Annotated in this window: 21 protein-coding genes; 8 read left to right on the top strand and 13 right to left on the bottom strand. The window is 63.7% G+C overall.

Going from position 1 to position 23,422, the window contains the following annotated elements:
• The first annotated feature begins 72 nt into the window (after window positions 1-72).
• On the top strand, window positions 73-2,424 hold the full coding sequence (locus tag E1748_RS29675) for an FdhF/YdeP family oxidoreductase (RefSeq protein ID WP_133650877.1): 2,352 nt from the start codon (window positions 73-75) through the stop codon (window positions 2,422-2,424).
• A 62-nt stretch (window positions 2,425-2,486) separates the two neighbouring features.
• The gene (locus E1748_RS31895) at window positions 2,487-2,606 is read left to right on the top strand and encodes a DUF6496 domain-containing protein (protein ID WP_240766854.1); all 120 of its coding nucleotides are present in this window, start codon (window positions 2,487-2,489) and stop codon (window positions 2,604-2,606) included.
• Between the two features lie 55 nt (window positions 2,607-2,661).
• On the opposite strand, the gene hmpA is transcribed toward E1748_RS31895, so the two are convergent.
• A complete protein-coding gene (gene hmpA / locus E1748_RS29670; RefSeq protein WP_133650876.1) occupies window positions 2,662-3,876 on the bottom strand; it encodes an NO-inducible flavohemoprotein in 1,215 nt (404 codons plus the stop codon).
• A gap of 476 nt (window positions 3,877-4,352) precedes the next feature.
• Between hmpA and E1748_RS29665 the strand changes: the two genes are divergently transcribed.
• Window positions 4,353-5,792: a hypothetical protein gene (locus tag E1748_RS29665; RefSeq protein WP_133650875.1), complete on the top strand. Its 1,440-nt coding sequence runs from the start codon at window positions 4,353-4,355 to the stop codon at window positions 5,790-5,792.
• A gap of 10 nt (window positions 5,793-5,802) precedes the next feature.
• Here the strand turns inward: E1748_RS29665 and E1748_RS29660 are convergent, their stop codons facing one another.
• The 5 genes from E1748_RS29660 to E1748_RS29640 all read right to left on the bottom strand — a co-directional run bounded on the left by E1748_RS29660 (window position 5,803) and on the right by E1748_RS29640 (window position 10,217).
• Window positions 5,803-6,924, bottom strand: coding sequence for a porin (locus E1748_RS29660; protein WP_133650874.1), 1,122 nt, complete (start codon window positions 6,922-6,924; stop codon window positions 5,803-5,805).
• Window positions 6,925-6,954: 30 nt separating this feature from the next.
• Window positions 6,955-7,488 carry a hypothetical protein gene (locus E1748_RS29655; protein ID WP_133650873.1) on the bottom strand — a complete coding sequence of 178 codons (534 nt, stop codon included), beginning with the start codon at window positions 7,486-7,488 and terminating at the stop codon, window positions 6,955-6,957.
• Window positions 7,489-7,552: 64 nt separating this feature from the next.
• Window positions 7,553-8,896, bottom strand: coding sequence for an MFS transporter (locus tag E1748_RS29650; RefSeq protein WP_133650872.1), 1,344 nt, complete (start codon window positions 8,894-8,896; stop codon window positions 7,553-7,555).
• A gap of 98 nt (window positions 8,897-8,994) precedes the next feature.
• A complete protein-coding gene (locus E1748_RS29645) occupies window positions 8,995-9,354 on the bottom strand; it encodes a protocatechuate 3,4-dioxygenase (protein ID WP_133650871.1) in 360 nt (119 codons plus the stop codon).
• Window positions 9,351-10,217, bottom strand: coding sequence for a gallate dioxygenase (locus E1748_RS29640; protein ID WP_133650870.1), 867 nt, complete (start codon window positions 10,215-10,217; stop codon window positions 9,351-9,353). Before E1748_RS29640 ends, E1748_RS29645 begins: the two co-directional genes overlap by 4 nt.
• Window positions 10,218-10,637: 420 nt before the next feature.
• Between E1748_RS29640 and E1748_RS29635 the strand changes: the two genes are divergently transcribed.
• Window positions 10,638-11,339, top strand: coding sequence for a GntR family transcriptional regulator (locus tag E1748_RS29635; RefSeq protein ID WP_133650869.1), 702 nt, complete (start codon window positions 10,638-10,640; stop codon window positions 11,337-11,339).
• A 37-nt stretch (window positions 11,340-11,376) separates the two neighbouring features.
• Complete coding sequence (locus tag E1748_RS29630) at window positions 11,377-12,615, top strand: LysR family transcriptional regulator (RefSeq protein WP_133650868.1); 1,239 nt, start codon at window positions 11,377-11,379, stop codon at window positions 12,613-12,615.
• Here E1748_RS29630 and E1748_RS29625 read toward each other — a convergent pair.
• The 7 genes from E1748_RS29625 to E1748_RS29595 all read right to left on the bottom strand — a co-directional run bounded on the left by E1748_RS29625 (window position 12,602) and on the right by E1748_RS29595 (window position 19,608).
• Window positions 12,602-13,495 carry an NAD(P)-dependent oxidoreductase gene (locus tag E1748_RS29625; RefSeq protein WP_133650867.1) on the bottom strand — a complete coding sequence of 298 codons (894 nt, stop codon included), beginning with the start codon at window positions 13,493-13,495 and terminating at the stop codon, window positions 12,602-12,604. The two genes, E1748_RS29630 and E1748_RS29625, sit on opposite strands and share 14 nt — an antisense overlap.
• Window positions 13,496-13,606: 111 nt before the next feature.
• Window positions 13,607-14,302 (bottom strand): 4-carboxy-4-hydroxy-2-oxoadipate aldolase/oxaloacetate decarboxylase, encoded by a 696-nt coding sequence (locus tag E1748_RS29620; protein ID WP_133650866.1) that lies wholly within the window; start codon window positions 14,300-14,302, stop codon window positions 13,607-13,609.
• On the bottom strand, window positions 14,299-15,072 hold the full coding sequence (locus tag E1748_RS29615; protein ID WP_240766853.1) for a PIG-L deacetylase family protein: 774 nt from the start codon (window positions 15,070-15,072) through the stop codon (window positions 14,299-14,301). Before E1748_RS29615 ends, E1748_RS29620 begins: the two co-directional genes overlap by 4 nt.
• 214 nt (window positions 15,073-15,286) lie before the next feature.
• Window positions 15,287-16,315, bottom strand: coding sequence for a UDP-glucose 4-epimerase GalE (gene galE / locus E1748_RS29610; protein ID WP_133650864.1), 1,029 nt, complete (start codon window positions 16,313-16,315; stop codon window positions 15,287-15,289).
• 11 nt (window positions 16,316-16,326) lie between these two features.
• Window positions 16,327-17,475 (bottom strand): glycosyltransferase family 4 protein, encoded by a 1,149-nt coding sequence (locus E1748_RS29605; protein ID WP_133650863.1) that lies wholly within the window; start codon window positions 17,473-17,475, stop codon window positions 16,327-16,329.
• A 31-nt stretch (window positions 17,476-17,506) separates the two neighbouring features.
• Window positions 17,507-18,349, bottom strand: a complete 843-nt coding sequence (locus E1748_RS29600; RefSeq protein ID WP_133650862.1) for a glycosyltransferase — start codon at window positions 18,347-18,349, stop codon at window positions 17,507-17,509.
• Complete coding sequence (locus tag E1748_RS29595; protein ID WP_133650861.1) at window positions 18,346-19,608, bottom strand: oligosaccharide flippase family protein; 1,263 nt, start codon at window positions 19,606-19,608, stop codon at window positions 18,346-18,348. The genes E1748_RS29600 and E1748_RS29595 overlap by 4 nt, the downstream gene beginning before the upstream one ends.
• Window positions 19,609-19,862: 254 nt before the next feature.
• Between E1748_RS29595 and E1748_RS29590 the strand changes: the two genes are divergently transcribed.
• The 3 genes from E1748_RS29590 (at window position 19,863) to E1748_RS29580 (ending at window position 23,400) form a co-directional block, all read left to right on the top strand.
• Entirely contained in the window at window positions 19,863-21,257 is a 1,395-nt protein-coding gene (locus E1748_RS29590) for a phosphomannomutase/phosphoglucomutase (protein ID WP_133650860.1), read from the top strand.
• A gap of 198 nt (window positions 21,258-21,455) precedes the next feature.
• A complete protein-coding gene (waaC, locus tag E1748_RS29585) occupies window positions 21,456-22,457 on the top strand; it encodes a lipopolysaccharide heptosyltransferase I (protein WP_133650859.1) in 1,002 nt (333 codons plus the stop codon).
• Window positions 22,458-22,515: 58 nt separating this feature from the next.
• Window positions 22,516-23,400 carry a Kdo hydroxylase KdoO gene (locus E1748_RS29580; RefSeq protein ID WP_133650858.1) on the top strand — a complete coding sequence of 295 codons (885 nt, stop codon included), beginning with the start codon at window positions 22,516-22,518 and terminating at the stop codon, window positions 23,398-23,400.
• The last annotated feature ends 22 nt before the right edge of the window (window positions 23,401-23,422 follow it).

The raw sequence follows: 23,422 nt of genomic DNA, 5'->3' as shown, positions 1-23,422 counted from the left end.
CGGGCACCAGACCCGCCCAGGTACGCCGGTTGCGCATCTCCTCACATATTTCAGGCGACGCGGAGCCCGGCCATGGACAAGAGACAGACCACGCACGACTATCCCTTCGCATCGGGCGGATGGGGATCGCTCAGAGCGGTGACGAAAATCGTCACGCAGGAGCATGTGCCGCTGAAGGGCGGCAAGGCACTCCTGCATCAGAACCAGCCGGACGGCTTCATGTGCGTCAGCTGCTCGTGGGCGAAACCGGCCGATCCGCATACGTTCGAGTTCTGCGAGAGCGGCGCGAAAGCAACCGCGTGGGATTTGACGGCGAAGCGCGTGACGCCGGATTTCTTCGACCAGCACACGGTCGCGGAACTGCTCACATGGCACGACCACGATCTCGAAGAAGCCGGGCGTCTGACTGCGCCGCTGCGCTACGACCCGGCAAGCGACCGTTACGTCGAAGTGGCCTGGCAACAGGCATTCGAAGAGATCGGTACCGAACTGAATGCGCTCCATCCGGACTCGACGGTGTTCTATGCGTCGGGCCGCGCGTCGCTCGAAGCGACCTACATGTACCAGCTTTTTGCGCGGATGTACGGCACGAACAATCTGCCGGACAGTTCGAACATGTGCCACGAGAGCAGCAGCGTCGGCCTGAAGGCGGCGATCGGCGTCGGCGTGGGGACGATTACGCTGGACGATTTCGAGAAAACCGACCTGATGTTTTTCTTCGGCCAGAACGTCGGCACGAACAGTCCGCGGATGCTGCATCAACTGCAGGATGCGCGCAAACGCGGCGTGCCGATCATCACGTTCAATCCGCTGCGCGAACCGGGCCTCGTGCGCTTTGCGAATCCGCAGTCGCCGGTGCAGATGCTCACGCCCGACACCACGCAGATCAGCACGCAGTATCACCAGGTGAGGACGGGCGGCGACACGGCGGCGATCGCGGGTCTCTGCAAGGCAGTCATTGCCGCCGACGATCTCGCGATCGAACAGGGCGGTGCCCGCATGATCGACGTCGCATTCATCGAGCAGCACACGACCGGCTACGACGCATTTGCCGACTACGTGCGCGCGCTTTCATGGACCGACATCGAACAGGTCAGCGGTCTGCCGCGCGATGCGCTCGAAGCGGCGGCCGCGGAGTACATGAAGGCGAACGCGGTGATCGCGCACTACGGGATGGGGCTCACGCAGCACCGGCTCGGCGTGCAGAACGTGCGGATGCTGTGCAACCTGCTGTTCCTGCGCGGCAACGTCGGCAAGCCGGGTGCGGGGCCTTCGCCGGTGCGCGGGCATTCGAACGTGCAGGGTCAGCGCACGGTCGGCATGACCGAGAAGCCGGAGCTTGCGCCGCTCGATCAACTCGCGAAGCAGTTTTCGTTCGAGCCGCCGCGCAACAAAGGCATGAACACCGTCGAAGCATTCGAGGCGATGTTGAAGGGCGACGTGCGCGCGGTGTTCAATCTCGGTGGCAATCTCGTGCGCTCGGTGCCCGACCGCACACGGATCGAACCTGCGTGGCTGAAGCTGCGGCTCACCGTCAACGTCGCGACGAAACTCAATCGCAGCCATCTGCTGCACGGCGAGATTTCGTATGTGTTGCCGTGCCTGAGCCGCATCGAGATCGATCGCGTGGGGCCGGGGCAGGGGCGGGAGCAGGCGGTGTCGATGGAGGACAGCACCGGCTGCATGCACGGCTCGCACGGCGTCGCCGAACCGGCGGACAGCACGATCCGCTCCGAGCCGGCGATTATTTCGGGGATCGCGATGGCGACGCTCGGTGCGCGTTCGACAGTCGACTGGGACGCATGGTGCGACGACTACGCACGCGTGCGCAGCGAAATCGCGACGACGTTCCCGGAGATTTTTCACGACTTCGAAGCGCGCATGTGGACGCCTGGCGGTTTTCATCGGCCGCTGCCTGCGCGTGAGCGCAAGTGGAAGACCGAAAGCGGCAAGGCGGAATTTCAGGTGCCCGAGTCGCTGGGCGAAGACCCCGATATGCCCGTACACGAACCCGGCGCATTGCGGCTGATGACGCTGCGCTCCGACAGCCAGTTCAACACGACGATCTATTCGCTCGACGACCGCTTTCGCGGCGTGAAGGGGAGTCGCATGGTGATCCTGATGAGCCCCGACGATATGCGCGCGCAGGGTCTCGACGAAGGGCAGATCGTCACGCTGCAAACGATCGCGGACGATGGCGTCGATCGGCGTGTCGAAGGATTTTCGGTGAAGGCGTACGACATTCCGCGCGGATGCATCGGCGGCTACTACCCGGAGTGCAATCCGCTGCTGCCGTTGTGGCATTACGCGAAGGAGAGCAAGGTGCCGGCGGCGAAGTCGATTCCGGTGAGGATCCTGCGTGGCGACGACGCAGCAGATGCACGTGCAGCAGTTGTTCAACCGGCGGAGATCGACGGCGTATGAGCGGCACGTGATCTGCATCGCTATTCGCACAGCGGTTTTTCATCCACCTGCAGGAGGACATCATGCCGTTGAAGAAAGGGACATCGAAGGAAACAGTCTCACACAACAAGCAGGCGGTCGCGATTGCGTTGAACGAAGCGCGCAAGTCGGGTGCGAAGATTCCGCACAGGAAGGATAAGTAGCACGCGGTGGTCACGCGTGAAGCGCTCGTCGCTGCTTCACGCGCACCTGTCTTTCTTACTCGGCAAACAGATCCGGCCCGAAGACCTCGTAGTGGATCCTCGGCTCCGGAATATCCAGTGCCCTCAGCGCATCGTGCTGCACGCGCATGAACGGGATCGGACCGCACACGTAGTAGTCGGCATCCTTCAGCAGGATCGCGTCCTTCAATTCGGCGAGATTCACGAAGCCCGGACGATCGTAATCCTGTCCGCGCACGTCTTCCGGTAAAGGTGCGTCGTAAAACACGACGGTCTTGAAGTTCGGATAGGTTGCGGCCGTTTTCCGCAGGCGGTCGCGCATCGCGTGTACTGCGCTGTTGCGTGCGCCGTGTACGAAGACCACCTCGCGCTGTGGATCCTGAACGGCTCGTTTAAGCATGCTGATCATCGGCGTGAGGCCGACACCGCCGCTGATCAGCACGAGCGGCGTCGTCGCGTTCACGTCGATATGAAAATTGCCATACGGTGCCGACAGCTTCACCTCGTCGCCGACCTTCACATGATCGTGCAAAAGCGCCGACACATAACCCTCCGGCCGCGCAGCATCGCCGTCCTCGCGTTTAACGGAAATGCGGTACGTGTGGCCGTTCGGCATGTCGGACAGACTGTACTGGCGAATCTGCTGCAGATTCAGCGACGGCACGTCGATCGCGATGCTGATGTACTGCCCCGGCTCGAAGTTGACCGTAGGTTGACCGTCGCACGGCTCGAGAATGAACGACGTGATCACGCTGCTCTCCGGCCGCTTCTCCTTCACGACGAAGGTCCGCCAGCCGGTCCAGCCGCCAGGACTCGCGACCGATTTCTCGCGCAGCGCGCTTTCCATGCCCATCAGGATATCGGCGAGATTGCCGTAGGCCTGCGCCCACGCCGAAATGATTTCGTCGGTGGCCGCATCGCCGAGCACTTCCTTGATCGCGCCCAGCAGATGCTCGCCGACGATCGGATAGTGTTCCGGCCGCACGTCGAGGCTCGCATGCTTGTTCGCGATGTTGTTCAGCACCGCAGCGAGGCTGCCGGGATTCTCGATGTTTTCCGCGTACGCATAGACGGCGCGCGCGAGTGCCTGCTGCTGTTGCCCCTGTTCCTGATGCGCCATGTTGAAGACGTTCTTCAACTCCGGATGCGCTTCGAACAGCCGCGTATAAAAGCGCCGGATGATCGGATATCCATGTTCCGCGAGCACTGGCGCAGTGGCCTTGACGATGTCCTTCGTTCTTTGAGTAAGCATTTGATTCCTCGTCCCGCGATTGCATTGCATGTGCGTCGGATTGCATCCGATTGCGTGCGTCGGTCGTTGGGGGAGAGTGTGTTTCTGCACGACGCGTGACGGCGGGTTCGTCGGAATTAATTCTCCCACGCCAACTAAAGACCGATGCGTCGAAGGGGTATCGGTTTGGGCACGTAAAGGGGTGTCGGACGATGCGTCGGCGTTGTGAACGATGCGGCGAAAAACGTCCGCTGCGAAGGCGAACGAACCATCTGTCAGTCGGCTGAAAGCCTTGTCCCGCTTGCGTCTCAACGTGACTTGATCGCCTCCACTTCGCGTTCCGGTACACGCCTTCGGATGCATCCGAAATGGCTCGATTGCGCGGCGGTATTGTCGGCATGAGTCGTATTGCCGCATGACGGATTGCCGATAGCGCATCCGTCGTGTGTCGCCGCACGTCCACCCTCCATTCCACGATTCCTCATCGGGAGCACGGCATGAGCGTCTCCGCTTTACAGCAGCCATTGCAATCCATTCCGCCCACGATGGGCACCACGTATCCGGCCAACGCGGGAAGCAATCAGGCTGCGCTGTCGCTGCTCAGCGAACTGATGCCGATCATCGAGCAGGCGCTGCAAGAACTGCAGGCGGCATCGCAGGCGCCAGGCCAGCCGCCCGCAGCACCGCAGCAGTCGAGCCCGGGCATGACGCAGCCCGGTGGCACGGGCGCCACGGCACAGCAACCGACGACGCTGCCCGCAACGCAAGGCGCACCTGCTACGCCGACTGGCGGCAGCAGCACGACCGGCACAGGCAGCGGCGCAACCGGCACGACCGGCGGCGGCACCAGCCTCGAAAACGCGATGTCGCAAACCCAGCAGATGGACCCGACGCTGTTCGCGAAGACGATGAAGGACGCGAAGAGCGGCGACGGCAACTCGCTGGCCGAGGACGAATTGCAAGCGTACAAGGAAGGCGCGATCACGAAGGATCAGGCGATCCAGGAAGTGTCCGGCGCGCAGAAACTCGCCAACGATCACGGCGGCGGCAAGATCAACGGTCACGTGAAGGACGACGCGAAATCGCTGCTCGGCGGCAGCTATATCAAGGGCGGCCAGACGCGCGCGGGTCACGCGATCTCGAAGTTCTTCGAGAGCTTCACGCCGATCGGCGCGATCGTCAAAGGCGTGCAGGACAAGACGTCGAAGAAGTCCGAAGACATTCTCACCGCTGCGGCACCGGCGGAGCAGCAGGGCACGCAACAGGCGATGGCCGACATGCAGGCCGCCGACCCGACGCTCGCCGCCAAATTCCAGGCGGACGCGAAGAACGGCGACGGCAATTCGATGGTCAACGATCTCGTGCAACTGAAGAGCGAAGAACAGAACGGCCTCGTGCCGAACACGTTCAGCGATCAGGATGCGCAGATGCTCGGCAGCCAGATCGGCGATATCGGCAAGGGCAAGGTCAGCTCCGACGCGGACAAGGCGTTCACGCAGGCGTTCGGCACCGATACGCTGTATCGCGGATCGAGCAAGGCGTCGAAGACCTGGGGCAAGATCGAGAACGGCGTCGGCGGCTTCATGCAGCAGATCGTTTCGCCGGTGACCGATACGGTCGGCGGCGTGTCGTCGCTGTTGCACGGCGACGTGAAGGGTGCGTTCAAGCAGTTCGGCCAGGCGGTCGTCGGTGCGGCCACGGATGCGGCGATGGTCGTCGCGCCCGAAGCCGCGCCCGAAATGGAAGTGGGCATGATGGCCGCGCGCGGCGGCGCGGAAGCCGCCGAAGCGGCTTCCAGCGGCAGCAGCATGGTCAGCAACCTGATGAAGGGCGCGAAGGTCATCGACAAGGCCGACAAGTACTACGACCACGCGAACGATGCGGCGAACTACCTGACGGGCAACAACGGCAACGGAAATCAGCCGCAGGAAGTGTGATGCATCGTCGTTAGAACAGATGGCGGATGCCGATCTGCACGCCGGTTTCGTTCTGCCCGGCGTCGGGCGTGAGGAACGAACCGGTCGTGATGCTCGCGCCCGCCATCTTGAACTGCGCCGTGCCGGAGTTGTTGAGCCGCGAAACGACGCCGTACAGTCGCGTGCGTTTGGACAGATCGTAGTTGACGATCGCGCTCATCTGCCGCGCGTTATTGCCGAGCGACGAACTGTCCTTGATCCACGCATAGCCGGCACCGACGCTGAGGAACGGACTCACGCGATAGTCGGCGGATACCGAGTACGTGCTGTGATAATTGCCCGCCGTGTTGCCGACGGGGCCGACGGTCGGATCGTACTTGCCGGCCGGATTGCTCAACGCGTTGCCCGTGGTCGCTGAAATCACATCGTTCGCGCGGAACCATGCGAGGTACACGCGGCCGCTGCCGTAGTCGACGTTGCCGCCGGCCATGATTTCCTGCACGCGGTTCGTGTTCGTCGCGTTGGCCGCGTTCAGGTAGGCGAACGCGAGATAGACCGGCCCCTGGTTCGTCTGCACGCCCACCTGATAAACCGCATTGCCGGCCAGCGTGCCTGCCTTTCCGCCGACCGAGTAGTGCGCTTCGAGCTGCGTATTGGCGATTTTCGGCGAGATATAGCTGATGTCGTTGTCGACCCGCGCGAGCCAGTTCGCGAAGTTGTTGTAGCCCGAACCGTAGGTGGCCGCGCTGAACGCGTCGAGGTTGCCGCTCCATCCGAACATCGGCGTATTCTGCCGACCGAAACGAAATTCCCCATACGGTGCCGAGATGCCGATCCACGCCTGCCGGTCGAAGAAGCGGTACGCATTCTGTTGCGTACCCGTGGTGGGATCGAAGCCGCTCTCCAGATCGAACGTGGTGCGGTATCCGCCGCCGAGGTCTTCGGTTCCACGCAGACCCCAGCGGCTCGTCATCTCGCCGTTGCTGCCGAGTACCGCCAGCGACTTGTTGCTGCCGCCGACCTTCGCCGACTGATAGCCGCCGAATACGTCGAGTACACCGTACAGCGTGATCGACGATTGCGCATGGGCCTGTTCCGTCATCGCCGTCGTCGCTGAAACAACAGTCAGGATGGCTACGAGTTTTGTTTTCATGTCGTCCCCGGATCTATACGTTCTACTGGTTCAGTTCGCGGCGAGCTTGCGCTTGATGATCAACGCGAGCGGCACGGTGAAGCAGAAGTGCGACATGAAGCCGCCGATGATCACGGCGGGGTCGTAGTAGTTCGGATGATTGGTCGATGCGATCATGATCGCGACGTGCATCACGATCCACGCGAACATCGCGTAGAACAGCGCGACGAACGTCGCTTCGTAACCGCGTCGGCGGAAGGATGGCCAGATCGCGGCGAACAGGATCCCCCAGCCGGTCGCGAAGACGAAGTGAATCGCGGTGCCGAGAAAATACGCCCAGATGCCGAGCGAATCCTGCACGTCCTTGCCGAACACGAGGCCGGTTGCGTTGCGCGGAATGCCGGCGAGCGGCATCAGATGCTGCGCGCCGACCCAGATCAGCGCTTCGTAGATCCAGATGATCACCGCTCCCGCGAGACCGCCGGCCACGCCCGCGCGGATGATTTTCTGCAGGCCCGGTCGTTCGGTCGTGGGTTGTGCCGGTCCGTTGCCGATCTCGGCGCTTGTACTGTAGTTGTTGCTCATGTCTCCGCTCCTCAAGAAGTTATAAGAATCGATGTGTTGCTTGCCGCGTGCCGTATGCATGCATTCACGTCTCCGCGACAGGATTCGTGATGTAGCGCAACGCGACGCGGTTCATCACGATCGCGACTGCCGCGAGGACGGCCGGTATCGCGAGAATCGTAAAGACCGTCGCGAAGCTGAAGCCCATCGACAGCAGCACGCCGCCGACGAGCGAACCCAGAATCCCGCCGAGCCGGCCGAAGCCGAGCATCCAGCTGACGCCGGTCGCGCGGGCGCGAGTGGGGTAGTAGGTCGGCGCGAGGGCGTTCAGGCCGGTCTGTGCGCCGCTCATGAAGAAGCCCGCACAGCAGACGAGCACCGGCAGCAGGCCCGACGTCAGCGTGCCGGTGCCGAGCGCGAAAATGAAGACGCCGCCCAGCAGGTACGCGACGCCGATCACCGCGTTGCGGTTCATGCGGTCCATCGCGAAGCCGACCGCGATGGCGCCGACTGTCCCGCCGAGCTGGAACAGACCGGTGATCGCCGCCGCGCGCGCGACCGGCAGACCGGCTTCCTTGATCAGTGTCGGCAACCAGCCCGTCAGCAGATAGATGATCAGCAGGCCCATGAAGTACGTGACCCACAGCGTCAGCGTGCCGAACGCGTAGCCGTCGGAAAACAGCATGCGTACCGGCGCTTTCGCGGCGACCGGTGCTTCCGTCGCGGCGAAGGTCACGTCGTCGCCGAACGTGTGCCGGCACACGCGACCGAGCGTCGCTGCGATGCGCGCGGTCGCCATGCGGCGCACGAGCATAAAGCGCGCGGATTCGGGCAACAGCCACACGAGCAGCGGCACGCTCAGCAGCGGCACGACGCCGCCGAACACGAACACCGCACGCCAGCCGAAGTTCGGAATCAGCCACGCTGCGACAAAACCGCCCGCACCCGAGCCGAAGTTGAAGCCGGTGAACATGATCGTCAGCAGCAGCGACTTGCTGCGCGACGGCACGTATTCGGACAGCAGCGTCGTCGAGTTCGGCATCGCGGCGCCGAGCCCGAGACCGGTCAGGAAGCGCAGAGCGATCAGTTGCAGCGGCGTGTCGGCGAATACGCAGGCGAGGCTGAAGACGCCGAAGCACGCGACCGATCCGACCAGAATCGCCTTGCGACCGATGCGATCGGCGGCCGGTCCGGCGACGAGCGCACCGACCGCGAGGCCGATCATCGCGGCGCTCATCACCGGCCCGAAGGCCGCGCGCCCGACATTCCAGTCGTGCATCACGACCGGTGCGACGAAACCCATCACCGCGGTGTCGAGCCCGTCCATCGTGACGATCAGGAAACACAGCGCGAGAACGAGCCACTGGTATCCCGACATTTTGCGGGCGTCGATGAACGCCTTGATGTCCACTGCCGATGCTGGGTTCATGCCTGTCTCCGGAAAAAAGCTTCCCCGCCCCGCGCGCTGTCGAGCGCGGGGTCGTGTTGTCGTATGAAAAGGAGCGGGACGTCGTGCCGTCCCGTTCGCTATGCCGCGTCCGGCACCTGACGTGTCTGCAGAAATGCTTCGAGGGTCTCGCCGCGCATGGACGCATACATGGCGAGGTTGGTGACCTTCACGACGCGTGCGAACTTCTCGAGTACGAAGAAGCACACGCCGTAGCGAATCAGGCCGAGCCAGTCGCAGTCGTTGACCAGCATTCTTTCTTCGCTGGTGAGGCCGGCTGCGTCGTACGCCGCGTTGCGGTCGCGCAGCCACAGCTCGCGTGCGTGAGGCATGCGCATCTGCCAGAAGAAGCGGTTCAGCGACAGCGTCTTGATGCTTTGCTGGATGTCGAACGGGTAGGTGCCGGTCAGTGCTTCGATGCCGGTCAGTTGCGGATTCATCGCGTGTCCTCGCGTTCGTTGCGTGGGTCGCGTTCTTCGTAGAGCGTGACGGCCATTGCCGTGCTCGTCGCGAGGTAGTAGTTGCGATGCAGCTCGCGAATCTCGTTGCCGAGCGCGCCGCGCATCGCGAGCCACATGATCGTCTCGACGCTTTCCGCACCGCCCAGGCGCACGTAATCGACGTGCTTCATCGCCGCGAGACGCTGCGGGTCGTGCACGATCAGATCGAGAAATTCGATGTCCCACTCGGTGTTGTTGAAGCCGCTGCGCTCGCCGTGCACTTGATGCGACAGCCCGCCGGTGCCGACCACGACGACCTTCAGATCCTGCGGAAACGATTCGATCGCACGACGCAGCGCCTGGCCGAGCCGGTAGCAGCGTCGCGCGGTCGGCAGCGGGTACTGCAGCACGTTGATCTCCATCGGCACCAGCGCGAGCGGCCAGCCGCCGTCGTGCGGCAGCATCAGCGACAGTGGCGAGTTGCAGCCGTGATCGAGTGGACGCTCCTGAAAGATCGTCAAGTCGAACTCGTCTTCGATCATCTGCTCGGCGATGTGGATCGCGAGATCGGGATGGCCCGCGATGTCCGGCAACGGACGCTTGCCCGCACCTTCGTCAGCGAACTCGTGATGCGGCGACACGCCTAGCGCGAAGGTCGGATAGCAGTCGAAGAAGAAGCTGTTCGCGTGATCGTTGTAGAACATCACCATCACGTCGGGCTTGTGTTCCGCGAGCCATCGCGCGACCGGTTCATAGCCGTCGAACAGCGGCGCCCATGCCGGATCGTTCTGCCGCTGGTTGTCGTAGGCCGCGCCTATGGTCGGCACGTGCGAGGTGCCGATTCCGCCGATGATTCTTGCCATGTCCTTCCGTTCCGTTGTTTCAGTGAGCGTTGTGCGTTGTCGTGCGTGTGTTGCGTGGGTGTGACGTCGGATTCGATACGATCCGGTTTTGGGGTCTCTCGCGCTCAAAGCTTGTATGGGATACCAAAGTACAAAAAGTCGCGCATTTGGGACAGTGGGGGTAAACGTCACGAAAACGGAGTTTGTGTCTTAAAATAAGGCATTACTTCCAGATATGATGATTCTGAAATGACGCGGAGGCCCGTCCCGCAAGCCTATTTTGGTATCCCGTAGCGAGAATGCGTAGCTGCATGGCACCCCGCCAGGGCCGCTGCGCGATAAATGGAACAGATGGCCGTAGAACCAACTCGCAATCCGCGAGGGGCGCTCGTTGCGCGGCCGCCCATACAGGGCTATGTTCGGGACGAGGAGACCTGGCACATGAATTCGACTACCCAACACGCGATCGTGCAGACGCTGCGCGAAAAGATCCTGCGCGGCGAACTGGCGCCGGGACACCGGCTCGTCGAGGCACAACTGTCGGAACAGCTCGGCGTGTCGCGCACGCCGCTGCGCTACGCGTTGAGCGTGCTGTCGTCGGAGGGGTTGCTGGAGCGCTCCGGCGCGCGCGGATTTCTCGTGCGGCGCTTCAGCGTCGGCGACGTGCTCGATGCGATCGACGTGCGTGGCGTGCTCGAAGGGCTCGCGGCACGCAGCGTCGCCGAGCGTGGGACCAGCGCCGCGTTGCAGAGCGCGCTCGAAGACTGTCTGCGCGAGGGCGATCGCCTGTTCGAAAGCGGCGCGTTGAAAGCGGGCGATGACGTTCGCTACGCCGACATCAACGGACGCTTCCACGCATTGATCGCCGACGCTGCGCAGAACGCAGCGTTGACGGCCGCGCTGAACCTGAACGACAAGATCCCGTTTGTCTCACCGGCGACGATCGCCTTCGACGAAACCGCGAAAGCGCGGCAATACACGATGCTCGCATACGCGCATCGCCAGCATCACGTGATCGTGACGGCGCTCGTGAACGGCGAGGGCGCGCGTGTCGAGGCGCTGATGAAGGAACACACGCACATCTCGCGGGAAAGCCTCAACCTGTCGCTGCCGAAGCTGCAGTTGATCGGCGGTGCGGCATGAAGTCTGAGGCACTGGAACAACCGCGAGGTCGTGCCCGATGAGCGGCGGACAACTACTGAATCTCGCAGGCCTGCGCGCGGTGCGGCTTGTCGCGGAGACGGGCAGCGTGAGTCGCGCAGCGGCCGCGCTGTTTCGTGCGCAATCGGCGGTGACACGCGCGGTGCGTGAAATCGAGTCGGCGCTCGGCGAGCCGTTGTTCGATCGCAAGCCGACGGGGATGCTGCCGACATCGGTGTGCCGTGCTGTGCTGACGCGCAGCGATCGCGTGTTCGGCGAACTCGAAGCGCTCGCGCGCTGGTGCGCGATGCGTCAGGCGCCGCGTCGCGCGGTCGCGCAAGGGGCCGTGCCCGCGTATCTGCTGAACACGCGACGGCTCGAACAGTTCTCCGCGCTCGCGCGTCATCGGCACATGCCGAGTGCAGCGCGTGCGCTCGGGATCACGCAGCCGGCCGTCAGCAGCGCGATCCGGATTCTTGAAAGCGGCGCGGGGTTGACGCTGTTCGACCGGAACCCGCGCGGCCTGTTATTGACGAGCGACGGCGAGACGTTTCTCGCACACGTGCGCAGTGCGCTGAACGAATTGCGTCACGTGTCGGACGATGTCGCCGCGTTGCTCGGCAGCATCCAGGGCAGCGTGACGGTCGGTGCTTTGCCGCTCGGTCGCACGCTGATCCTGCCTGAAGCGATCGCCCGTGTGACGATGCGCTATCCAGGCGTGCGCGTCGTGACCGACGAGAGCGCGTACGAAACGCTGGTTGCGGGGCTGCGCGCAGGCGACATCGATTTCATCCTCGGCGCGCTGCGTGCAAACGACGCGACAAGCGGTCTCGAGAACGAGAAGCTGATGTCGGAGGATCTGGTCGTGCTGGGGCGTCGCGATCATCCGCTCGCGAGTGCGCGCGGTTTGACCGTCAAGGATCTGGCGGGCGCGCGCTGGATTTTGCCGCGTAGCCATTCGCCGGCGCGCGGTCTGTTCGAATCGATGTTCAAACGGATGAAAGCGAAGCCGCCGCTGCCGACCGTCGAATCCGCCGATCTTGCGACGATACGCGGTTTGCTGCTACGCACCGACATGATCGCGGCACTGTCCGCGCAGCAACTGCATTACGAGCGCGAATCGGGGCAACTGGTGATGCTCGACATTCCGATGCGCGGCACAAACCGCGACATCGGGTTGACGCTGCGAACCGCCGGCAGTCCGTCGCCGGCCGCGCGTGCGTTGATCGATGCGATTCGTGTGGTGGTGGGGGAGGTGGCGAGCGTCAAGCCGCGTTAAGCAGATCAAGCAGGTCCTGCCACACGAATGGCGACAGCGTGTCGTACTTCACGCCGCGCGCGGCCATCGTATCGACGAAACGATCCTGCAACTGCGCGCACGCATCGCTCATCGACGGTTCGATGCCCACTTCGCGCAGCGTTTCGCCGACTTCACGCATTTCCGCCGCGCGACGACGTCCATGCTCTGCGACGCGGCTGATCAGATAGCCGGGCAGGTCTTCGGTGCTACGCATCTTGTCGAAGGTTTCTGAAAGCGACGCAAGCACGATGTGCTCCGCACCGTGTGCGCGTGCCGCACTCAGACATTCGACGGTCAATGCTTCGATACCCTTGATCATCACGCTTCGGCACATCTTCGCAGCCGACGCGACGCCGACTTGCGTCGCGACGGCGCGCGCGTTGAAACCGAGTGCGCTTAGCTGCGCTGCGAGCAATTCCGCGTGATTTCCGCCGAGCAGCATCGGCACCGCGAGGCCATACGGCGGCACTGGTGCCATCACCGCGGCTTCGACGTAGTGCCCGCCGGCCGCTTCGATGCATTGCTGGCTATGCTGCTTCGTCGCGGGCGAAACGGAGTTGATGTCGAGGAACGTTTGCCCGGGCGCGATGCAACGCGCGACGGCATTCGCGACGTCGACGTCAGACGTCGCCGTCACGGCTGACACGATCAGCGATGCGCCCGCGATCGCATCGGCAACCGTCGCTGCTGGATGCACACCAGCGCTCGTCGCCTTGTCGCGCATTGAAGCAGCAGCAGCGTGGTCGTCGAGTAATCGGTCGAACATCGTCACACGCAGACCGCGCGACGCAAGCGCCGCGCCGAGAATGCCACCGGCCTCGCCGAAACCGATGAATGCAACGCGATCGATTGGGGTCATGCGTGCTCCGTGTTCGTTGTGGTTTCCGTCCACGTTGCGCGCGCGGCGTCGTTGGCGCGCAGATCGGACGCGATAAAGAGCGTGCCTTGAGATGTGCGGCTGCGCGTCCCGCTACACCTGATCGAGCGACTCGATGTAACGCAGGCCCTTTTCAGCGAGCTTGCCGCGCATCGCGTAGTAGTCGAGACCGAGCTGACCCGACGCCAGCACACCGCGCGTCTTCTCTTCCTTCGTGAGACGGGCATCCGACGCGTCAGCCACAGCATCGACAGTTTCGAGCGGCACCACGACGATCCCATCGTCATCCGCGACGATCACATCGCCGGGCCGCACCAGTTGCCGCGCGCACACCACCGGCACGTTGACCGAGCCGAGCGTTTCCTTCACGGTGCCTTGCGCGGAAACCGCCTTCGACCACACCGGAAAATTCATCTGCTGCAATGCGCGGACATCGCGGCAACCCGCATCGATGATGAGCCCGCGCACACCGCGATGAGCCAGCGACGTCGCGAGCAGTTCGCCGAAATAGCCGTCTTCGCACGGCGACGTCGGTGCGACGACCAGTACGTCGCCGGCCTGGCATTGCTCGACTGCGACGTGCAGCATCCAGTTGTCCGACGGCGGCACCAGCACCGTGACAGCGGAGCCGGCAATCGATGCGCCGCTATAAATCGGCCGCATGTACGAGCCGAGCAGCCCAAGACGGTTCTGCGCTTCGTGAACCGTTGCGGCGCCGGCCCGTTGCAACCGCTCGACGCTAGCAGGATTCGCACGCGCGATCCGCGTCACCACAACGCCGCGGCTCATGACAGGTCTCCGACGACTTGCGGCGTCACGCGTTGATACCCCTCCGCGTACTCGATGTTCCGGCTCGCGGTGATACCGATATTGCGCTTCGCCTGCACGCCGCGTTGCAGCGCGACGCGTGTGTAGTATTCCCACAGATGTTCCTGGCCCGCCATGCATTCGATCGCGCGACGCTTCACGTCCCACACTTCGGTGATGTCGAGGAAGGTCGTCGGCGTCCATTCGCACTGCTCGGTCTGATGCGGCTCGAATGCATAGACGGGCGGCGCGCCGACCACTTTCTGACCCGGCATGTACCCTTCGGCCTGCGCGATGATGCGGGCTTCCTGCGCGACGTGCATCGCGAGCGGGTGGTCGAAGTTGTACGGGTCTTTCAGCGAATGGCTCAGCACGAACGCCGGCTGCACTTCGCGATAGACGTCGACGAGACGCATCAGCGCTTCGTCGGTGACGCGCAGCGGGTAGTCGCCCAGATCGAAGAACTCGACTTCGGCGCCGAGCACGTCGGCCGCGCGTTCCGCTTCTTCGCGGCGCGCGGTCTTCACTTTCTCGATCGTCATTTCGCCCTTGCGCCACAGCTTCGCGGATTCGCCTCGCTCGCCGAACGACAGGCAGACCACCTTCACGCGGTAGCCGTTTTTCTTATGCAGCGCAATCGCACCGCCTGCACGCCACACGAAATCCGCGCTGTGCGCGCTTACTACCAACATCGACTGATTAGTGGTCATTCTGCGTCTCGTCCCGATCGAATAGGTTATGTCAGCACTCATTCTAGGGCGCGCGCATGCGCCACAGAGGCGCAAAAAACCGCGATTAGCCTTCTGTTTTGTTTATCGGGCTACGCAGCGGAAGGCGGTGATGCTCACGCAAATGCGCGCGCAGCGGCACATCCGACGGGCGTCGAACGCATTCGATAGCGGTTTGTAGGGGGGCGAAAAGAGAAGCGACAGGGCCGGCATCAACCGGCCCATCAGAGAACAACGATCAGCCTGCCGCGAATCCGTTCGGATTGCGTTCCTGCCAGCGCCAGTGGTCCGCGCACATCCGCTCGATGCCGAACTGCGCGCGCCAGCCGATCACCTGTTCGGCGGCGGCCGGATTCGCGTAGCACTGCGCGACGTCGCCGGGACGACGCGCGACGATTTCGTACGGCACCGGTTTTCCGGAAGCTTTTTCGAACGCGCGCACGACGTCGAGCACGCTATAGCCCTGGCCCGTACCGAGGTTCACGACGAAGCTCGCATCGCGTGTGACGAGCGCATCGAGCGCGGCGAGGTGGCCGCGCGCGAGATCGACGACGTGGATGTAGTCGCGCACGCCGGTGCCGTCCGGCGTGTCGTAATCGCCGCCGAACACGCGCAGCTTGTCGAGCTTGCCGACCGCGACCTGCGCGACGTACGGCATCAGATTGTTCGGAACGCCCGACGGATCCTCGCCGATCAGCCCGCTTTCATGCGCGCCGACCGGATTGAAGTAACGCAGCGTCGCGATGCGCCATGCCGGGTCGGAGAGTTCGAGATCGCGCAGCACCTGTTCGGCGATCAGCTTCGATTGACCGTACGGGTTGGTCGCCGACAGCGGGAACGACTCGTCGATCGGCGAGCTTTTCGGCACGCCATACACCGTCGCCGACGAGCTGAACACGAACTGCTTCACGTTGCGCGCGCGCATCACGGCGAGCAGCACGAGCAGACTGTCGATGTTGTTGCGGTAGTACTCGATCGGCTTCGCGACCGATTCGCCGACCGCCTTCAGCGCGGCGAAATGAATGGCGCCTGTGATCGGATGCGCGTCGAAGATCCGTTCGAGCGCGGCTTCGTCGCGTGCATCGGTTTCGTAGAACGAAACCGGCTTGCCGGCGATGCGTTCGACTCGCGCCAGCGATTCGCGATTGCTGTTCACGAGATTGTCGACGACGACGACGTCATAATCGCCGTTCAGCAATTCGACGCACGTGTGCGAGCCGATAAAGCCCGCACCGCCCGTTACCAGAATCGTGCCCTTCGTGGCCATGCTGTGCTCCGTTAAAGTGAAACGCCCGTCAAGTTTCGAATCAGGTCTTTGTATCGTTCGACGACGTTACGTTCGTCGAACTCTTCCGCGACTTTCTGCCGGCCGCGTTCCCCCATCTCGCGGCGCGCTGCGCCGCCCATGTCGAGCATGTTTGCCATCGCGTCGGCGAGACTCGTCGCGTTTTTGACGTCGCACAGCAGACCGTTGACGCCGTCCGCGACCACTTCGCGGCAGCCCGGCACGTCGGTCGCGACAGCGGGGCGGCTCATCGCGGCCGCTTCCATCAGCGTGCGCGGCACGCCCTCGCGATACGACGGCAGTACCACGCAGTCCGCGTCGGCGATAAACGGCCGCACGTCGTGCGCCTCGCCCGCGTATTCGATCACGCCTTCGCGTTCCCACGCGGCTACTTCGTCGCGTGAAATCGCGCTGGGATTGTCGACGCCGACCGGTCCGAGCAGCCGGAACCGTGCATGCGGATAGCGCGTGCGCAACTGCCGCGCCGCTTCGACATATTCGCCGACACCTTTATCCCACAGTAAACGGCCGATCAAAATGAAAATAATTTCATTTCTCTGCGGCAAAGGCGCCGGCGCGAACTGGTCGAGATCGACGCCTTCGCCGTGCATCAGCCGCGCACGCTCGGGGTGGACGAGCAGATTCTGGTCGGTAAACGCGGCCAGGTCGTCGCGATTCAAAAACCAGACCTCACGCGGGAAGCGGAACGCGAAACGGTACAGTTTTTTCGCAACCTGCGCCGCGCGGCTCTGCTGGATGAACACATAGCCGAGACCCGTCGTCACCGCGACCGACGCGACGCCCGCGAGCTTCGCCGCGATCGATCCGTAGATGTTCGGCTTGATCGTGTAATGGAACACGACGCTCGGCCGGAGCGCGCGATAGTGGCGATACAGCGCGACGAGCGTGCGCAGATCGTCGCGCGGGTTCGTGCCTTTCGATGCAACCGGCAGATCGATACAGCGGCAGCCCATTTCCGCCAGCGGCTCGAACGTGCGATCCCGCGGCGCGAGCACGATCACGTCGACGCCGCTCGCGACGAGCATCCGGATCAGCCCCTGACGGTACGTGTAGATCGCCCACGCGGTGTTGCAGACGAGGACGATGCGCAGCTTCGCGCCGGAAGCGGAAGAAGAACTCATGCAGAAGCCAGGGAAAAGGACATGGGCAAGATCATGCGTTACCGCTCGACGCATACAGTCTGCGCTTGATGTGTTGCAGCGCGCGGTACGGCGTGACGAAATGCAGCAGATTCTTCGCGAGGCCGAGCCAGTCATATGGATTGAACAGATTGAAGTAGCGCAGTTGCAGCCGCAGCGTCGATGCGATCTGCCGACGCCGCTTCGTTGCGCTGATACCGCCTTCGTTCAGCTCATAGTACAGACCCAGTTCCGGCAGATTCGCGCAGTCGTAGCGTGTCATCAGTCGCAGGAACAGATCGAGGTCTTCGGCGGCTTTATAGGCCTCGCGATAGTTGCCGACCGCGAGGACCGCATCGATACGCAGCATCATCGATGGATGCACGAAGCAGCTGCGCAGGAAGCGCACGCGACGGATCGCTGCAGGCTCGGCGGGCGGCGCGAGCATGAAGAGCGGGCGGCCGTCGTCGTGCGCGACGACCTGCGCCCACATGCCGAGCCCTGCAATCTGCGGATGCGCTTCGAGATGTGCACGCTGTTTCGCGAGACGTCCGGGCACCGTCAAATCGCCAGCATCGATACGCGCCGCGTAACGAAACCCGCGTGAGGCGAGTGCTTCGACGCCTGCCTGCAACGCGCGCTCGATGCCGCCATTGCGCGGCATCCGCAATATTTCCACCAACAGGTTCGGCAGCACAGGCGCGACGATCGGCGGCGTGCTGCCGTCGTCGACGATCAGCACATGCACCGGCGCATCTTCGCTGAACGATGCGAGCGTGCGCTCGACGTCGGCCTGGCCGTTGTACGCGGGCATCAGCACGGCGACGTCGTCGAGCATGCCTGTACCAGGGGAACGCGTGGAAGAAGAAACCGTCATGGGCGCAACTTGAAGCGGATGTAGTAAAGATTGACGCTCGCAGCCGCGAGATAACCGACCGCGAGTCCGACGAGCGCGCCATACGCACCCAGCCGAGGAATCGCAATCAGGTTCACGACGAACGCTACAGCAAGCGCAAGCAGCCACTTTGACAGCAGCACGAATTTCGCCTGATATTTGAGCACGACGAGATTGCCGATCGCCTCGATGCCGGCCGGCACGGACAGCCACACAGCCCAGCGGAAAATATCGATCGCGCCTTCATACGCCGGCCCGAACACGCGCCGGATGATGAAGCCCGCGAGCGCATCGAGCACCACGGCGCCACCGATCATCAGCAGCGCGGTCATCCCGGTCAGGCGCCACAGGTTGCGGCGCAGCTGCGCTTCGTCCTGCACGCGATAGACGAACGCGGGCGCGATGGTCTGCGCGAGCATCAGCGCGAGCGTGATCCAGTTTTCGTTCAGCTGCTGCGCGGCGGAGTAGCGGCCGAGATCGGCGAACGAGATCGTGCGTTCGAGCATCAGCCGGTCGAGTTTCAGGAACAGATACATACAGATCAGCCCGAGCCAGAACACCGTGCCCGCGGTCGCGAAATGGCGGAACAGCGTGCGGTCGAGGCGCCAGTCGAGCGAGCCGTGGCGGCGCACGTAGTACAGCACGAGCACGATGCCGATCGCCGCCGATTCGAGCGCCCACAGCCAGCCGAAACGCGCGGGGCTCGCCGCCATGCGCACCAGCGCGAACACGAGCGCGGCTTTGACGATCGCGGTCGTCATGCTGGTGATCAGTTGCGGCTTGCTGAACGTCATGCTCTGCAGCCACGAATTGATCACGCCGACGAGCGGTTCGCGAAACAGCATCGTCATCGCGAGGCCCGCGAGCATCGCGCCGACGAGCGGATCGGTGAAACCCATCGCGATGCCGGCCCATGTGAGCAGCAACGCACCCGCCGACACGACGATGCGCAGCGCGAACGCACTGCCGAGCACCGTGCCGAGCTGGTCGGCCGGACGATGGACGATGGTGGGCACGAGAATTTCGGCGCCGCATACCCACGTGATCGGCGACAGCACGAGCAGCAGCGTGTTCGCGTATTGCCATTTGCCGAACGCATCGGGACCGAAGTAGCGGGCGAGCATCCCGCTGATCGCGATTGCGACGACGATCTGCGTGACCCGTTCGAGCCCGAGCCAGACAATGTTCGCGAAAGCCCGCGCGACGTCCGGGTTCGCGAAACGGCGCGTCACCGGGGTCATCCGGCGCGGGTCCGTGGAGCGCGCGGCAGCACGCGGTTCTGCGTGAATGCGCGCCCGGTCACCCTCACCACGATTGCCGGCAACTTTGTTCGACGAGCGCGTCTAAGCATTAGAATAGGGGCCTGCACGGCATCTCTGAAAACCGCGATTATAAGTTGGAACCGGACCGCTTCCGGCAAGGGCGCCACGCGAAGTCTACCGATCTCGCGTGCCGCGCCGGTCAAAATTTCCTTTGCACGTAAGTGAGCCAATCCATGATCTCCCAGTCCATTTTCAAGGCGTATGACATCCGCGGTGTGATCGGCAAGACGCTCGACACGGATGCGGCCCGTTCGATCGGCCGCGCGTTCGGCAGCGAAGTGCGCAAGCAGGGCGGCGACTCGGTCGTCGTCGCGCGCGACGGCCGGCTGTCCGGTCCCGATCTGATCGCGGCGCTGTCGGACGGCCTGCGTTCGGCCGGCGTCGACGTGGTGAACGTCGGCATGGTGCCGACGCCGGTCGGCTACTTCGCGGCGAGCGTACCGCTGCCGTTGAAGGGCGGCGAGCGCCGCGTCGATTCGTGCATCGTCGTGACGGGCAGCCACAACCCGCCCGACTACAACGGCTTCAAGATGGTGCTGCGCGGCGCCGCGATCTACGGCGAGCAGATCCAGGCGCTGTATCAACGGATCGTCGACGATAACTTCGAGGCCGGCAGCGGCAGCTACGAGGAACACGACATCGCGGACGCGTACCTCGCGCGCATCGTCGGCGACGTGAAGCTCGCGCGGCCGATGAAGCTGGTCGTCGATACCGGCAACGGTGTCGCGGGCGGTCTCGCGCCGCGTCTGTTCAAGGCGCTCGGCTGCGAACTCGTCGAGCTGTTCACGGAGATCGACGGCAACTTCCCGAACCATCACCCGGACCCGGCACATCCGGAGAATCTGCAGGACGTGATCAAGGCGCTGAAGGAAACCGACGCCGAAATCGGCTTTGCATTCGACGGCGACGGCGACCGCCTCGGCGTCGTCACGAAGGACGGCCAGATCATCTATCCGGACCGTCAGCTGATGCTGTTCGCCGAAGAAGTCCTGTCGCGCAACAAGGGCGCGCAGATTATCTACGACGTGAAGTGCACGCGCAATCTCGCGAAGTGGGTGAAGGACAAGGGCGGCGTACCGCTGATGTGGAAAACCGGCCATTCGCTCGTGAAGGCGAAGCTGCGCGAAACCGGCGCTCCGCTCGCGGGCGAGATGAGCGGTCACGTGTTCTTCAAGGATCGCTGGTACGGGTTCGACGACGGTCTGTACACCGGCGCGCGGCTGCTCGAAATCCTGACGCGTGTGCAGGACCCGAGCGCGCTGCTCAATGGTCTGCCGAATTCGCATTCCACGCCGGAATTGCAGTTGAAGCTCGAAGAAGGCGAGAACTTCGCGCTGATCGCACGTATGCAGAAGAACGCGAAGTTCACCGGTGCCGACGACGTGCTGACGATCGACGGTCTGCGGGTCGAGTATCCGGACGGCTTCGGGCTTGCGCGTTCGTCGAACACGACGCCGGTCGTCGTGATGCGCTTCGAAGCCGATAACGACGAGGCGCTTTCGCGCATCCAGGAAGACTTCCGCCGCGTGATTCTGGCGGAAAAGCCGGACGCGAAGCTGCCGTTCTGATTGCGAAGCGGCGGGGCCAATCGGCACGCGCGCAAAGCAGGCGAAACAAGCGTGTGCAATAAGCGGTAAGGGCGCGGCGCGTGGGTGAAAACCCCCGCGCCGCGTTTTTACGCGTTTTATGCGAGGCGACGCCCGCGGCGCGCTAAAATTGCGCACTTTTAACGCATCTTCGGCCGGACCCTGTCCGGCGTTCCATTCTTGAGCGCACAAAAGATACTGATCGTGAGGGTGTCGTCGCTCGGCGACGTCGTACACAACATGCCGGTGATTGCGGACATTCGCCGCAGGCATCCGGACGCGCAGATCGACTGGCTCGTCGAAGAAAGCTTCGTGTCGCTCGTGCAACTGGTGGACGGCGTGCATCGCGCGATTCCCGTGTCGCTGAGGCGCTGGCGCAAGCGGCTGTTCTCGCCGGGCAACTGGCGCGAGATCGGCGCGTTTCGTCGCGCGCTCGCGGCCGAGCATTACGACCTCGTGATCGACTGCCAGGGGCTCATCAAGACCGCATGGGTCGCGCGGATGGCGCGCGGGCCGGTGGTCGGCCTCGGCAACCGCACCGACGGCGCGGGCTACGAGTGGCCGGTGCGCTTCTTCTACGACAAGCGCGTGCCGATCGAGCCGCGCACGCATGTGGTCGAACGCACGCGGCAACTGGTCGCGGCGGCGCTTGGCGATCCGATGCCGCAACCCACCGACGACATCGACTTCGGTCTCGACACACGCCGCGCTGCATTGGCATTGAACGAGACCGGACTGAACCTGCCGGTGCCGTACGTCGTATTCGTCCACGCGACGTCGCGAGCCGACAAGCAGTGGCCCGACGCGGCATGGATCGAGCTGGGCCAGTCGCTGATCCGGCGCGGCGCGTCGATCGTGCTGCCGTGGGGCAGCGATGCCGAACGCGCGACCAGCGAACGCCTCGCGAAGGAATTCGGCGCCGCCGCGATCGTGCCGCCTCGTCTGTCGCTGCCGGCTGTGGTCGGGTTGATCGACGGTGCGGCTGCGACGGTCGGCGTCGACACCGGCCTCGTGCACATCGCGGCAGCCCTGAAGCGGCCGACAGTCGAGTTGTACAATTTCGCGACCGCGTGGCGGACCGGCGGCTACTGGTCGCCGAACGTCGTCAATCTCGGCACCGCTGGACAGTCGCCGACGTTGCAGCAGGTGAAGGCGACGCTTGCGGGCTTCGGCCTGCTGTGACGTTGCATACCTTCGGCCTCACGCACGCATTTCCGCTCCACCCGTTTTTAGAGCGACCATGAACGAATCCCAGATCATCGAAGTCTCCTCAGGCGACTGGCACGCACAGAACCTGTCCGTGCCGCGCGAGACGCTGCTTGCCGGCGTCGAGCGGGGCAAGGTGCTGTACTTCCCGAACCTGCGCTTCGCGATCGAAGGCGGCGAACCCGCGCTGCTCGATCCCGCGCTCGCCGATCCGAAACGCAAGAACATCTCTCTCGAACCGAACGGCGGCGCGCTGCATGGCGTGCTCGGCGATGCGGTCACGCAGTCGGCGGTGCGTGCGTTGATTGCGCGTTATCAGGCGAATGCGCGCTCGCTCGTCGATGGCCTCTTTCCCGAATACGACGGCAAGCTGCGCGTCGCACCGACGAGTCTGCGACTGCATCAGGTCGAAACGCGCGAGACGTCGTGGCGCAAGGACGACAGCCGTCTGCACGTCGATTCGTTTCCGTCGCGGCCCAACTACGGCGAGCGCATCCTGCGCGTGTTCACGAACGTGAATCCGCATGGCGTGCCGCGCGTGTGGCGTGTCGGCGAGCCGTTCGAGGATATGGCGAAACGCTTCCTGCCGCGCATCAAGCCGCAGCTGCCAGGCGCCGCGTGGCTGCTGAATCTGCTGCACGTGACGAAGTCGCCGCGCAGTGCCTACGACCACCTGATGCTGAATCTGCACGACGGCATGAAGGCCGATCTCGACTACCAGAAAGTCTCGCCGCAACAGACGATGCCGTTTCCGCCCGGCAGCGTGTGGGTCTGTTTCTCGGATCAGACGTCGCACGCGGTGATGTCCGGTCAGTTCATGCTTGAGCAGACGTTCTTCCTGCCGGTCCGCGCGATGGCGCAGCCGGAGTGCGCGCCGCTCGGTATTCTCGAACGCCTGCAGGGCAGGGCGCTGGTTTGAGCGCCGGCTTCTGCGTTTTCAT

The sequence above is a fragment of the Paraburkholderia flava genome (genome assembly GCF_004359985.1).
Taxonomy (GTDB): Bacteria; Pseudomonadota; Gammaproteobacteria; order Burkholderiales; family Burkholderiaceae; genus Paraburkholderia; species Paraburkholderia flava.
The sequence above is the reverse complement of the archived record's forward strand: the minus strand, read 5'-3'. Positions and strand labels throughout refer to the sequence as shown.